We start from the raw sequence: 13,962 nt of genomic DNA on the forward strand, positions 1-13,962 counted from the left end.
AAAGGCATGGATGATTCCATGCCTTTTTCATGTATATTGATCAGCTGAACATGTGCTGGAGTTCTGTTGGGTTATTCGTCATTTCAAGGGCGACCATAAGCTTGATTCGCGCTTTCGGTCCCGTCACACCGTTTGCGAAAATAATACCTAACTCTCGCAGCTGTCTGCCCCCACCAGTATAAGCGTAGGTATCTTGTACAACTCCTTGATAGCATCTAGAGACGAGCACGATCGGAATCCCGTCGTCTAGCGTTCGTTTTAAAGCATCGACCGTATCCGGTGGCATATTTCCCTGACCCAGAGCTTCTACGACGAGCCCGTCAATCCCGCTTTCCCTCACAGCGTCAATCAGAGTTCCGTCCATCCCTGCGTAAGCTTTAATTAACGATACTTTCTTATCAATCTTTTGAATGGGATAGGAGTCGTACCTTGTCATTTTGTGATGGAAGAAGACATCGCGTTTCGTCGTAATTCCGATCGGACCGTATTGTGGACTTTGGAATGTGGCCACATTACTAGTAGAGGTCTTCGTGACGTTCCGTGCCGTGTGGATTTCGTCATTCATCACGACGAGCACGCCTTTGTCCTGCGCTTCATCACAGCTTGCAACCCGGATGGCACTTAGTAGGTTGTAAAGTCCATCAGAACCGATTTCGTTGCTTGAGCGCATTGCACCCGTTACGACGACAGGCTTTCTCGTCTGGACGAAGAGGTCGAGGAAATAAGCGGTTTCCTCTAATGTGTCCGTTCCGTGAGTGATGACGACACCATCGTAATCTCTTTGAGCTAGTTTCTCGTGGATTGTACGGCCAAGTTTCAGCATATGGTCAGGTCGCATATGGGGAGAAGGAAGGTAAAAGACGATTTCATCTTCAATCTCGGTTTCACCCTTCAGCATAGCGGAGATTTCGTCCAACGGGTGTTTGTCAGAAGTATCAACTTCACCGGTTTCCTTATTTTCTTTCATGGATATTGTTCCACCTGTATGTAGAATCAAAATTCTCTTCAAGGTCTGTACACCAACTTTCATTCATTTGTTTTCTTTCCTCATTCTTCATGATACGATGAATCTTAGGTGAAAGAAAGAGAGAGGGCTGATGAACCATGGCCATTCTTACCGCGGCCATTTCCCCCGCAGTAGCCATTATGACCTTTATTTATTTAAGTAAAAAAATCGAATTGGAACCATTGCCGTTAATCGTACGCATGTTCATCATCGGTATTATCATGGTTTTTCCAATCATGTTTATACAATATGCTTTTGAAACCGAGGGGCTTTTTCAAAATCCTTTTCTTAAATCGTTTTTTCTTGCAGGTCTTATAGAAGAGTTTTTTAAATGGTTCTTTTTAATCTTCGTCGCTTATCAACACTCAGACTTCGATCATCACTACGACGGAATTATCTATGCAGTAGCCATCAGCCTCGGTTTTGCCACCATTGAGAACATCATATACTTATTCGCAAATGGCATTGAAATCGCCATGCTGCGCGCTGTTTTTCCTGTGTCTTCCCATGCATTATTCGGGATTATCATGGGGTATTACTTAGGAAAGGCGAAGTTCTCAAGCAGGCACAAGAAGCTCTGTTTGTTTCTGGCGGTTGCAATTCCAGTGAGTCTTCACACGGTGTATGACTTTATTATGTCTGTATTTGAACAGTCGTGGCTGTATTGGATCACCCCTTTTATGATTGTACTCTGGGTCATTGGATTCAGAAAGATCCGAGTGGCGAATCGCCATCATGAAACACTTATCAAGTGACTAACAACCTTCCATTCGGGAGGTTTTTTTATTGGGATAGGATTTTGAGTTATCGTCTTAAACGAGAAGGAAGTAGGCATGGAGTTCTTAATGTGTATAACTTTGCATCCTTGTCGAAAACTAGCTCTATAAATGGTTGGCATTACAGACCGACAAATTCAAATGATCAGAGGTGTGCGAGGATGCTATGGAAGAAACTATTGGTCGTAGCCGCTGCGCTTTCATTGCTGCTGTTTCCTCTTTCGGAATGGACCAGTGTAAAACCTGTACACGGGTTTTCGAATCAAGTGATTCAGCAAGGTGCGATTGGTGATGATGTCATTGAGTTGCAGTCCAGGCTTCAGTATTTAGGTTTCTATAATGGTGAAATTGATGGAGTGTTTGGGTGGGGAACCTACTGGGCAGTCCGAAACTTTCAATATGAATTTGGTTTGACAATAGATGGACTTGTCGGGCAGGAAGTTAAAGACAAATTGGTCAAGGCATCGAATTACGATGAAGGCTTTGTTAAGGAACAAATCCGACAAGGCAATGATTTCACCTACTATGGTGGCGTTCCGAAAGCTCAGCAAACTAAAGAAGGTCAATCTTCACAAAATCAAGCTCAGCAGCCTAGTCGGGAACAAACTCCAAACCAGCCGACTGCCGTAAACGTCCCTGGCGGTTATTCTCAAAACGATATTCAATTAATGGCGAATGCCGTTTATGGAGAAGCGCGCGGAGAACCATATGTTGGTCAAGTCGCTGTTGCTGCTGTCATTATCAACCGTGTAGCGAGCTCATCATTTCCTAATTCTGTATCAGGGGTAATTTTTGAACCTAGAGCTTTTACAGCAGTCAGCGACGGTCAAATATGGCTGACTCCGAATGAGACGGCAAAAGAGGCGGTCATCGATGCGCTGAACGGATGGGACCCTTCTGGTGAAGCCATGTATTATTTCAATCCGAATACGGCGACATCGAGCTGGATATGGTCCAGACCGCAAATCAAGCAAATCGGAAAACATATTTTCTGTAAATAGGAGGTGGAAAGATGGTTAGAATCATACTCATTGTAGTGTTAGGCCTATCGACTTTGGGGGCAGGAGTTTGGGGCTATATGGAGCATCAGGACAAAAACGCCGTATTGATTCAAGCGGAAAACAGCTATCAACGGGCATTTCATGAGCTGACATATAATGTCGAACTTCTCCATGACAAAATTGGTGCCACCTTGGCCATGAACTCAAGGCAGCAACTTTCTCCTCAACTAGCTGAAATATGGAAGGTCACTTCAGAGGCAAATAGTGATGTTGGACAGCTGCCATTAACGCTTATGCCTTTTAATAAAACAGAAGAATTCCTGTCTCAAATCGGTGATTTCGCTTATCGAACAGCTGTACGTGATCTAGAGAAAAAGCCGTTGAGCGAAGAAGAGGTGCAAAAGCTTGAACAACTTCATGAACATTCCAGAGAAATCAAAAATGAACTTAGGAAGGTTCAAAATGTCGTTCTTCGCGACAATTTGCGTTGGATGGATGTTCAGCTAGCGTTAGCAACGAATGACGAAGTTGGAGACAATACAATCGTGAATGGGTTTAAAACCGTAGAGAAAACCGTAGATGGTTTCGAAACGGCCGAATTGGGAACGGGTTCTGGGACATCTGGCCCTGCCAAGCAGTATGAATATTTATCCGGGGATGAGATCGATGAACGGGAAGCGAGGAAGATCGCATCAGGTTGGCTTGAGAACATCGAACCATCCCGTTTGACCATGACAGAATCCGGCAAAGGGGCGAATGTTCCGACACTGACGGCTTCTTTTCAGAAGGGTGAAAAGAACGGGTATCTTGACTTAACCAAAAAAGGTGGACATCCTCTTACGATGATGATCAGCCGGCCGGTAAAAGAAGCAGCAATCAGTCTTCACGAAGCATCTGAACGTGCAAAAGCATTTGTGGAGCGGATGGAAGTCGACTCGATTGAGTTAGTGGAAAGCAGTCAATATGACCGAACCGGTGTCTTCCGTTTTGTCTATACTCAAGATGACGTCCGTTTTTACCCGGATGCTCTTGTTGTCAAAGTAGCATTGGATAACGGGGAAGTGCTCGGTTTGTCCGCAAGGGAATATTTCAACTTCCATAATGAGAGGGACATAAAACCACCTGTCCTCACGGAGGATGAGGCGCGTTCGAAGGTTAATCCACAATTGAAGGTTCAGGAGCAGCGACTTGCTGTCATTGAAAATGATATTAAAGAAGAAGTGCTGTGTTATGAATTCTTAACTACGATGGAAAATACGACTTACCGAATCTTCATTAATGCAACGAATGGGGAAGAAGAAAAGGTGGAAACGTTAAAGAAATCAGAAGTGAAGTTTGACCCAGAAGTTTAGGACGGAAGACCGAGTGAAGTTGCTCGGTCTTCTTCTTTTATATTAGAAAACATTCCAACCTTTGTACTGTACGTAGTTGATCATTCAAGTCCAGCACAGGGACTTACAGACTTGAATGACAGGACTCCCATCCTTTTTCCTAGTCCTTTCCTTTTTGTCCAAATGATGCGATAATTATGGCAGACGAAAGTCACGGTGAAGGGGGAATAAGGTATGAAAGTTCTAAAGATTGGGACTCAAATCAATTTGGACATCGATAAGGGGGATGACCACAAGGAAGAAAAGTATCGGTGTAAGCTTGTCGATCTTCAAGGGGATTATTTGTTTATCGATTACCCTGTCCATACGTTAACTGGTAAAACGGGTTTCTTTTTAGACGGAGCTCAATTCCAAGCTAGCTTTGTCGGTGAAGATCAATCGGTTTATTGGTTTGAGACGGAAATTGTGACACGAAAGAAATTGAACATCCCTGTCATCGTATTGAAATTCCCAGGACTGGATAAGCTCGACCGCATCCAGCGAAGACGGTACGTGCGTGTGGAAACATCTGTAGACGTTTCTGTTGGAGGGGCCGAGCATTTTCACCCGACCGTTACGACAGATATCAGCGGGGGAGGCGTCGCTCTCATTCAACCTAAACAACAGGAGTTGAAGGAGAAAGACCCTGTCAGGATGACGCTGGTATTAGGGATGAACTCGGGAGACTATCATTACATTGAGGCAGAAGGGACGGTGGTCCGAACGTTTATGCCTAAGGGTTCCAAGCAGGCCAGAGCATCTATAGAGTTCGATGACATTCTGGACAAACACCGTCAAAAGATCATCCAGTTCTGCTTTGAGCAGCAGATGCATATGAGAAAGAGACATTTGCAATAGAAGATTTACATAGATTTTTCGCGAAGGCTTATGTTATTCTTTACAATGATTAACGAAGGCATGAAAGCGATTCTGGATTGCAATGGATTATTGGAGGAAGATGTTTAATGAATACGATGACAATAGCAATTGATGGGCCGGCAGCTGCTGGAAAAAGCACGGTAGCGAAGCTGGTTGCCGAAAAATTATCATTTATTTACGTCGACACAGGAGCGATGTACAGAGCTCTTACGTGGAAAGCGATTGAGGAGAACGTCGATCTTGAAGACGAGACGGGTCTTGAACAGCTGATTAAAGAAAGCGATCTTCAACTTGTCCAATCAGAAATGGGGCAGAGGGTCATGCTGGATGGCAAAGACGTATCGGACGACATTCGTTCCAATGAAGTGACAAATAACGTATCAATCGTCGCAAAGCATGAACGCGTAAGAATCGAAATGGTCAAAAGACAACAGAAGCTTGTCCGTGAACAAGGAGTGGTCATGGACGGTCGTGATATTGGAACACATGTCCTGCCTGATGCTGAGGTGAAGATTTTCATGATTGCCTCTGTACAGGAGAGAGCCGAGCGCAGGTTCAAAGAAAATGTGGAAAAAGGCATAACCGCTGACTTGGAACAGTTGAAAGAGGAAATCCGAAAGAGAGATGAACTGGATTCGAATCGAGACGTTTCACCTCTGGTCAAGGCGGAGGATGCTGTTGAGCTGGATACGACGAGCCTTAGCATTGAGCAAGTCGTGGATCGAATTATCGAAATCGTTCGAAAGACGGAGGAAAAGGAGGGGTAGATGGTGAATTTATATAAATTAGGGAAATGGATCTGTTCCATTATCTTTTACCCAATGTACAGAATTCAAGTTGTCGGAAAGAAGAACATTCCGAAAGATGGGCCCGTGATTATCTGTTCGAACCATATTTCCAACCTGGATCCACCCATCGTAGGGATTACCAGCAGCCGAAATATATACTTCATGGCCAAAGAAGAGTTGTTTAACAACCGTTTCATTGGGGGAATATTGAAAAGAGTCCACGCTTTTCCTATTAAAAGAGGGATGCGCGATCGCAACGCTCTAAGAAAGGGCTTGGACGTGTTAAAGGAAAACCATGCGCTGGGACTTTTTCCTGAAGGTACCCGCCAGAAAAGCGGCGAAATCGGGGAAGGACTTGCAGGGGCTGGATTCTTTGCTCTTCGTTCCAATGCGTATATCGTTCCTTGTGCAATCATAGGGCCGTATGAAAAATTCAAACCTCTGAAAGTGGTTTATGGTGAGCCGATCGATATGACGAAATATAGGGAAGAAAAAGCTTCCGCACAAGTTGTAACCGATCGGATTATGGAAGAAATCAGACAATTGCATAAAATTCATCAATAAACTGAGGTAATCACTTGACAAACGGCGCTAAATATTAGAAGTTAGACAAAAGGGCATTTCTGTATTTCGGTTGTGTCGGAATTTGAAGGAGGTAGCTTGGTATGGATGAAATGAATCAAGAAGTATCAGGAATGAAAGAATTCTCTGCAGGGGACATTGTGACTGGTAAAGTCGTTAAGATTGAAGAGAAACAGGTCCTTGTAGATGTTGGATATAAAGTTGAGGGTATTGTACCTATTAGTGAATTATCCAGCCTTCATGTTGAAAAAGCATCTGATGCTGTCAGTGAAGGAGACGAACTGACTTTACAGGTGAAGAAGGTCGAAGACGACGAGATTGTTCTTTCTAAGCGTGCCGTAGATGCGGACAAAGCGTGGGAAGACTTAGAATCAAAATTTGAGAGCGGAGAAATCTTCGAAGCAGAAGTGAAAGACGTTGTCAAAGGTGGTCTTGTCGTAGACATTGGTCTTCGTGGATTCATTCCAGCATCTCTTGTAGAGACGTACTATGTTGAGGACTTTGAAGACTACAAAGGTAAAACCCTTTCCTTAAAAGTGGTTGAGCTTGACCGTGAGCAGAACCGTGTCATCCTTTCACACCGCGCTGTAGTGGAGGAAGAAGAATCTGCCAAGAAATATGAAGTCCTTCAATCCCTTGAAGAAGGTCAAGAAATTGAAGGAACTGTACAGCGTCTAACGGACTTTGGTGCGTTTGTTAACCTTGGAGGTATTGACGGTCTCGTACATATCTCCCAGTTATCACATCAGCACGTTGAGAAAGCATCCGACGTTGTCGAAGAAGGTCAGTCTGTGAAGGTGAAGGTTCTTTCCGTCGATCGTGACAATGAAAGAATTTCTCTTTCTCTTAAGGCTACTCAGCCTGGACCTTGGCATGACATCCAGAACAAAGTGCAGACTGGAGAAGTCCTTGAAGGTACGGTGCGCCGCCTCGTTACATTCGGTGCATTTGTAGAAGTTCTTCCTGGAGTTGAAGGTCTAGTACACATTTCTCAAATTTCCAACCGTCACATCGGCACGCCTGATGAAGTTCTTGAAGAAGGACAGCAGGTTGAGGTTAAAGTGTTGGATGTAGATGAGGGCGCGAAACGTTTGTCCTTGAGCATGAAAGAGCTTGAGCGTGACGAAGAGCGTCAGGAAATTGAACAGTATGAGAAAGAAGAAGACAATTCCGGTTTCTCCCTTAGTGATATGATCGGGGATCAATTGGACAAGTATAAAAAATAAGTAGAGATGGTGAAGGATATGTCGAGATCCGAAAGGAAAATTGATCATATCCGCCATGCGCTTGGACATGAGAGGGAACATCACAACCATTTTGATGATGTGACGATCGTCCATCAAAGTCTTGCTCGGCAGGACTTTGACAAATTGAATATCAACACTAAAGTAGGGGAACTTTCATTAAGTTCCCCTCTTTTTGTCAATGCGATGACAGGCGGTGGCGGAGAGAAAACAAAACAAATCAATCGGGATTTAGCTTTAGCTGCGAGAGAAACAGGTATTGGCATGGCTGTCGGCTCTCAAATGTCAGCGATTAAGAATCCGGAAGAAAGAATGACATATGAAGTAGTTCGTGAAATGAATCCAGATGGGATCCTTTTTGCTAATGTTGGGAGTGAGGCCACACCTGATCAGGCTAAAGAGGCGGTGAAAATGCTGGATGCAGATGCATTGCAGATTCACATCAACACCCTTCAGGAATTAATCATGCCGGAAGGTGACAGAGATTTCACCAGCCGATTGAAGCGTATTGATGACATTCATAAGGCCTTAGACATTCCTGTGATCATTAAAGAAGTAGGGTATGGGATGTCGAGAGAAACGGTACAGACTTTGAATGAAATCGGTATTCAATATATTGACGTTGGTGGACTAGGAGGCACGAATTTCTCCAAAGTAGAAAATTTACGGCGGGATAAGCCTTTTGCCTCTTTTAATAATTGGGGTATTCCAACACCGATTTCTGTGCTCGAAGCCAGTCATCATTTCCCAGAGCTCCATATTATCGGTTCCGGCGGGGTTCGTCATGGGCTGGATGGCGTAAAGGCGTTAGTTCTTGGTGCGGATGCTTTCGGTATGGCTGGTAACCTGCTCAGGGTATTGATTAACGCAGGCAGAGAAGAAGTAATTGCTGAGATTGAACACATTCACAAAGAAATACGTATGGCTATGATGCTTATGAACGTCGAAGAAGTGAACGAGTTCAAGGCACAGCCTTATGTTCTGCATGGGCTTACGAAGGACTGGACTGAACAACGGTTGAGGTAATAGACTTTTGTAAACAGAGAGAAGATATTTCAGGTTGAGACATAGTTGTCTCAGCCTATTTAAGGTGGATTCGTTGACAATCAATTGAATACAAAACCGTAATAAATTAAAAACCGGAAGATGCGTTGATAAAAGAATGCATCTTCCGGTTTTTTGTATTTTGTCACCCTGCCGTTATACACAGATTAATAAGTCAGGTGAGTTTAAAGACGAAGCGCTTAAGCCATAATAATATGGGAAGGAGTGACGGGCGTGGCACCTACGTTTTACTGGCTGGCATGGTTGATTGTTATTATCGTAACTTTTTTTATTGAACCGATTTACATGAAGAAAGTCTTTCTTTTGTTCATGGGGTTGATAATGTGTTTGTTTTCACTGAACGAAAGCCCGTACCTGTGGGCCCCATTCGTTACTCCTGCTGTCTTCGTCGTCTTCGGAATTAAGTTTTGGATGTTTCAAAAGCAGAAGGCTTGGGCTCATTTATGGCCTTTCACACTAAGTATCGGCTTTTCAGCGATCCAACTATTCCTCATTGTCATTCCATTGTGGAGAGTCGTACCGGTTTCGTTTATCGGAATCGGAGTTTATTTGTTCTTCGTTTCTTTATTCGTAAGGGTGTTTTTTTCATCCGTTGGACTGTGGTTGATCGTGAGTGGTCTCGGCACGTTTTGGACGTGTGGTGTCCTGTACATGTACGACATGACCGCAGCTATTGACCCGAACCAAATCGTGATCACGGTAATGAAAGGATTGCTGCTCTTGTTCATGATTCATGGAGTATTACGATTGAAGAACATGTTAAAGCATAAATCACTAGGAAAAGGAGCTGTGCAGGTTTGAATGAGTACACGTACCCGATTTTGTTCGGCATCATTGTTGGAACGGCTATCCGTGTTTACATGTTGAGGACGGATTACAGACAGTATCCGACCTATTTGCACGGGAAAATCATTCACTTATCTTTAGGTTTCATTGCTGCAGCGCTTGGAACCATTGCGATACCTTCCATCATGGAAAAGGAGTTTACGGCCGTGACGTTTCTGACTCTAGCGGCTTCACAGTTTAGAGAAGTACGGAACATGGAACGAAACACCCTTGCAGAAATGGATTCCTATGAACTGGTGCCTAGAGGGAATACTTACATTGAAGGGATTGCTGTCGCATTCGAGAGCAGAAATTATCTTGTCATCTTCACTTCCTTTGTTGTCACCCTTGCCTACTTGGCTTTGAACATCTGGGGAGCGCTAGTCGCCACGGTCCTTTGTTTTATAGGGTGTAAGGTCTGGATGAGTGGCTCGAAATTATCGGATATCGTCACCATAGAGCATTCTACGTTATCTTTCGAGGGAGCTGGATTATATGTAGACAACATCTATATCATGAACATCGGTCTGCCTGAGCGTCAGGAAGAGATCCTTAAGTATGGAATGGGGTTCATCCTGACTCCTAAGTCGTTCAGTGTGCGGTCGACCATCGCAAACCTGGGACAGCGACAGGCGATTCTTCATGACGTTTCTGTCTCACTCGGAGTATTTCGCGATTCGGGTACACCGGCTTTAGTTCCATTGATTAAAAGAGATTTGAATGACGGAAGAATCGGAGTGTTCATTCTGCCTCAGCTTCAGGACCCTGGGCGTGCAAAAGAAATTATTTCTGCCGTTCCTGTGCTTGAGAACGCTATTCAAATGCCATCCAAGAAAAATTAGGAGGTTGTCTTATGAAAATGGAAAAAGCGATCTTGGCTGCGGTTACGACAAAGACCGACAAAGTGGCGGGGAGTGCGGCTGTGTTTACTTGTGAGACCAAAGAGGAAATGGAAGCTGTGGCGGCAAATTTAGAAGCGATTCTGGATGGGATTGCCCATGCGCTCAGTGACCACCTCTATATCATTGTCAAGCACTGATTGTTAATTGTGAATAAATTTGCTAAAATAATAAAGTTAATGGCTTCTGCTGTTCTATCGGGACAAGGCTGTTCAACAGTTGGTCGATAGAAGAGCAGCCTTTTTCGTGTTCTGAGAAGTTTGGCCATTAAGGACAACAGAACGACGATCATGTGCCTCGTTTATGCTTATTTGTCAATGAAAGCTTTACATAAAAGCTTTTCACACAGGATGGAACATGAAATAATGAAATCAGAATAGAGGAAAGGATGATCCTTTCATGAGAAAATCAGTTGTAGCTATCGTAGGACGACCGAATGTAGGGAAATCAACAATATTTAACCGGCTGGTCGGAGAGAGAATCTCCATTGTAGAAGATACGCCGGGCGTAACAAGAGATCGAATTTATGCAGAAGCAGAATGGTTAACCACCACGTTCAATCTGATTGATACTGGTGGAATTGAGCTTGGAGACGAACCTCTCCTCGTTCAAATGCGTGCACAGGCCCAAGTAGCCATCGACGAGGCCGATGTCATCATCTTCATGGTCAACGGACGTGACGGCATCACAGGTGCTGACGAAGAAGTGGCCAAATTACTTTTCAAATCCAATAAGCCCGTTGTGCTCGGGGTCAATAAGGTTGATAACCCTGAAATGCGGGAAAACATTTATGAGTTCTACTCCCTTGGATTTGGTGAGCCATTCCCGATCTCCGGGACACACGGATTGGGTCTTGGGGACCTGCTGGACGAAGTAGCCGGTCACTTCCCTGAATTGGAACAGGAAGAAGTGGACGAGCAGACGATCCGCTTCAGCCTGATTGGACGCCCGAATGTCGGCAAGTCCTCATTAGTGAACAGTATTCTAGGGCAGGACCGAGTCATCGCGAGTGACATTCCCGGAACGACTCGTGACGCGATCGACACGCCATTTACAAAAGATGAGCAGGACTTTGTCATCATTGATACCGCCGGAATGCGAAAGCGCGGGAAGGTGTATGAATCCACTGAGCGATACAGCATCATGAGGGCGCTTAAAGCGATTGAACGCTCAGATGTCGTCTTGACTTTGATCGATGCTGAAACGGGAATTCAGGAGCAGGATAAGAAGATCGCCGGTTACGCGCATGAAGCAGGAAAAGCGGTCATCATCGTCGTGAACAAATGGGATACCATGAAAATCGAAGAGAAAACCATGAAAGAGTTTGAAGATAAGGTTCGAGATCAATTCAGGTTCCTCGATTATGCTCCTATCGTTTACGTTTCGGCTAAAACGAAGAAGCGGCTTCAGACCCTTCTTCCTAAGGTCGTGCAGGCAAGTGAAAGTCATGCCAAACGCGTTCAAACAAACGTCTTGAACGAGGTGATTATGGATGCATTGGCGATGAACCCTGCGCCTTCGATCAAAGGACAGAAGCTTAAGATCTTTTATGCGGCGCAAGTATCTGTCAAGCCGCCAACATTCGTGGTGTTTGTCAATGAACCTGAACTTATGCACTTCACATATGAACGCTTCCTCGAGAACCGTATTCGTGAAGCGTTCGGTTTCGAAGGTACTCCAATTAAGATCTACGCTAGAAGACGTAGTTGATGAAAGGAGCAGAATGATATGGAATCAGTTGCAGTATTAGGAGCGGGGAGCTGGGGGACGGCGCTCGCTCTCGTGTTGGCAGATAATGGACACGACGTGCGTCTATGGACACACAGGCCATCTCTGGCAGAGGAAATTAATACAAATCGGACAAATGAAAAATATTTGAAAGACATCACGATTCCGGAAAACATCAAAGCTTCTACAGATTTAGATTACGTAGTCGACGGGGTGAATCACGTAGTGCTTGTCGTCCCGACGAAAGCTATACGTGACGTCTGTCAAAAACTGAATCATAGCTTAAAACAGAAGGTTACGATTACTCACGCTTCGAAAGGGATTGAACCAGAAACGTATAAACGTGTTTCAGAAGCCATCCGTGAAGAGCTCTCAGAAGAACTTTACGATGATATTGTCGTCCTTTCCGGACCGAGTCATGCGGAAGAAGTGAGCCTCAGACAGCCGACTACAGTAACCGTTTCAGCGGACGTATTGGAAAAGGCGGAGAACGTACAGGATTTGTTCATGAACCGACAGTTCCGTGTCTACACCTCCCCTGATATCGTTGGCGTCGAGCTCGGTGGTGCACTCAAAAATATCATTGCCCTGGGTGCTGGCATTTCAGACGGATTGGGTTACGGAGACAATGCGAAAGCAGCTTTGATCACCAGAGGGCTCGCGGAAATCGCCCGCCTCGGCACATCCATGGGAGCGAATCCTCTTACCTTCTCTGGTCTCACGGGGATCGGAGACCTGATTGTGACTTGTACGAGCTCACACAGCCGAAATTGGAGAGCAGGATACAAGCTCGGTCAAGGCCATGACCTTGAAGAAGTTTTAGAACAGATGGGCATGGTTGTAGAGGGTGTCCGGACAACGAAAGCAGCTTATCAACTCTCGGATTCACAAGAGGTTGAGATGCCGATTACTGCTGGCATTTATCAAATTTTATTTGAGTCTCAAGATCCGAGAGACGTCGTGGATCAATTGATGACGCGGATCAAAAGACATGAAATGGAAGACTTGACGAATATTCTTGGTCAGCAAATGAATGACTGACACATCGATCTCTTCGTGCATATACTATCCAGAACCCAACGCACGAGGAGGTCAATGATTCATGAGTGATTTTCAAAAGAGCATTTTCGATCACCTGAAGAAGAAGGGGAATATTGACGCCGATGAAGTGTTCAAAGTGGCGAACTCCGTCCAGAGCGCAGACTTCACGGATGAGAAGACCGTTCGGAAATTGATACGTCAACTTTCGAATGTGGCTGGAAAGCCAGTGTCAAAGCAGAAGGAAGATAAAATCGTCGAAGCCGTCACCAAGCAGAACATGCCTTTAGATATGAACACGCTCGGAAGATTTTTGAAATAAATTCTTAAATGCTGGGCTCCTGATGAGGCAGTCCTTTGAAAAACAGCATAGAATAACTCGCAGCAATCATTACACATGAGCTGAACGGGGATTATTTAGTCAACCGGAACATTCCATATGTTCCGGTCTATTTTTGTTCATCATTGTTCATTCCCATGACGTCTTACAGGGGGAGTGCAATGTGTGGTATAATGCTAGAAGATTGTGGAGGAAAGAGGGGGATAGATGATGTCTGTAGCGATGTTAAAGATGTATATTTCTTTTGGGGGCATCATTTCATTATTTTTAGCGGTAGCACTCATTTACTTAAGCCGGCATAAGCTTTCAGGCTTTATGTCAAGCATTGTAGCAGTATTTGCATACTTATTTATGATCCTTGGAGGGATCATCATTTTCTATATTGTGATGAGCGGACCGACAGCATGAAGAAGGAGGCCTG

At 44.6% G+C, this 13,962-nt stretch carries 16 protein-coding genes; 15 read left to right on the forward strand and 1 reads right to left on the reverse strand.

The window, feature by feature from the left end; translation table 11 throughout:
* Window positions 1-40: 40 nt before the first annotated feature.
* On the reverse strand, window positions 41-1,009 hold the full coding sequence (locus LCM20_RS06965) for an asparaginase (RefSeq protein WP_225194813.1): 969 nt from the start codon (window positions 1,007-1,009) through the stop codon (window positions 41-43).
* Between the two features lie 95 nt (window positions 1,010-1,104).
* Here LCM20_RS06965 and prsW point away from each other — a divergent pair, with 95 nt between their 5' ends.
* The 15 genes from prsW (at window position 1,105) to LCM20_RS07040 (ending at window position 13,949) form a co-directional block, all read left to right on the forward strand.
* A complete protein-coding gene (gene prsW, locus LCM20_RS06970) occupies window positions 1,105-1,761 on the forward strand; it encodes a glutamic-type intramembrane protease PrsW (protein ID WP_225194705.1) in 657 nt (218 codons plus the stop codon).
* A gap of 182 nt (window positions 1,762-1,943) precedes the next feature.
* A complete protein-coding gene (sleB, locus tag LCM20_RS06975) occupies window positions 1,944-2,783 on the forward strand; it encodes a spore cortex-lytic enzyme (RefSeq protein WP_225194706.1) in 840 nt (279 codons plus the stop codon).
* Between the two features lie 11 nt (window positions 2,784-2,794).
* Entirely contained in the window at window positions 2,795-4,135 is a 1,341-nt protein-coding gene (gene ypeB, locus LCM20_RS06980) for a germination protein YpeB (RefSeq protein ID WP_225194707.1), read from the forward strand.
* A gap of 213 nt (window positions 4,136-4,348) precedes the next feature.
* Entirely contained in the window at window positions 4,349-5,011 is a 663-nt protein-coding gene (locus tag LCM20_RS06985) for a flagellar brake protein (protein WP_225194708.1), read from the forward strand.
* 107 nt (window positions 5,012-5,118) lie between these two features.
* Window positions 5,119-5,799, forward strand: a complete 681-nt coding sequence (gene cmk, locus LCM20_RS06990; RefSeq protein WP_225194709.1) for a (d)CMP kinase — start codon at window positions 5,119-5,121, stop codon at window positions 5,797-5,799.
* Entirely contained in the window at window positions 5,800-6,384 is a 585-nt protein-coding gene (locus LCM20_RS06995) for a lysophospholipid acyltransferase family protein (RefSeq protein WP_225194710.1), read from the forward strand.
* 101 nt (window positions 6,385-6,485) lie between these two features.
* The gene (rpsA, locus tag LCM20_RS07000) at window positions 6,486-7,628 is read left to right on the forward strand and encodes a 30S ribosomal protein S1 (RefSeq protein WP_225194711.1); all 1,143 of its coding nucleotides are present in this window, start codon (window positions 6,486-6,488) and stop codon (window positions 7,626-7,628) included.
* 18 nt (window positions 7,629-7,646) lie between these two features.
* Window positions 7,647-8,672, forward strand: a complete 1,026-nt coding sequence (gene fni / locus LCM20_RS07005) for a type 2 isopentenyl-diphosphate Delta-isomerase (protein WP_225194712.1) — start codon at window positions 7,647-7,649, stop codon at window positions 8,670-8,672.
* A gap of 252 nt (window positions 8,673-8,924) precedes the next feature.
* Window positions 8,925-9,512, forward strand: coding sequence for a hypothetical protein (locus LCM20_RS07010; protein ID WP_225194713.1), 588 nt, complete (start codon window positions 8,925-8,927; stop codon window positions 9,510-9,512).
* Entirely contained in the window at window positions 9,509-10,378 is an 870-nt protein-coding gene (locus LCM20_RS07015; RefSeq protein ID WP_225194714.1) for a YIEGIA family protein, read from the forward strand. Before LCM20_RS07010 ends, LCM20_RS07015 begins: the two co-directional genes overlap by 4 nt.
* A gap of 11 nt (window positions 10,379-10,389) precedes the next feature.
* Window positions 10,390-10,575 (forward strand): capping complex subunit for YIEGIA, encoded by a 186-nt coding sequence (locus LCM20_RS07020; protein WP_079479945.1) that lies wholly within the window; start codon window positions 10,390-10,392, stop codon window positions 10,573-10,575.
* 259 nt (window positions 10,576-10,834) lie between these two features.
* Window positions 10,835-12,145, forward strand: a complete 1,311-nt coding sequence (gene der / locus LCM20_RS07025; protein WP_225194715.1) for a ribosome biogenesis GTPase Der — start codon at window positions 10,835-10,837, stop codon at window positions 12,143-12,145.
* 18 nt (window positions 12,146-12,163) lie between these two features.
* Complete coding sequence (locus tag LCM20_RS07030) at window positions 12,164-13,204, forward strand: NAD(P)H-dependent glycerol-3-phosphate dehydrogenase (protein ID WP_225194716.1); 1,041 nt, start codon at window positions 12,164-12,166, stop codon at window positions 13,202-13,204.
* A 61-nt stretch (window positions 13,205-13,265) separates the two neighbouring features.
* Complete coding sequence (locus tag LCM20_RS07035) at window positions 13,266-13,523, forward strand: stage VI sporulation protein F (protein WP_225194717.1); 258 nt, start codon at window positions 13,266-13,268, stop codon at window positions 13,521-13,523.
* Between the two features lie 228 nt (window positions 13,524-13,751).
* Entirely contained in the window at window positions 13,752-13,949 is a 198-nt protein-coding gene (locus LCM20_RS07040) for a DUF2768 domain-containing protein (protein ID WP_225194718.1), read from the forward strand.
* Window positions 13,950-13,962: the final 13 nt, after the last annotated feature.

Source organism: Halobacillus litoralis, assembly GCF_020171725.1.
GTDB classification, from domain to species: domain Bacteria; phylum Bacillota; class Bacilli; order Bacillales; family Halobacillaceae; genus Halobacillus; species Halobacillus litoralis_F.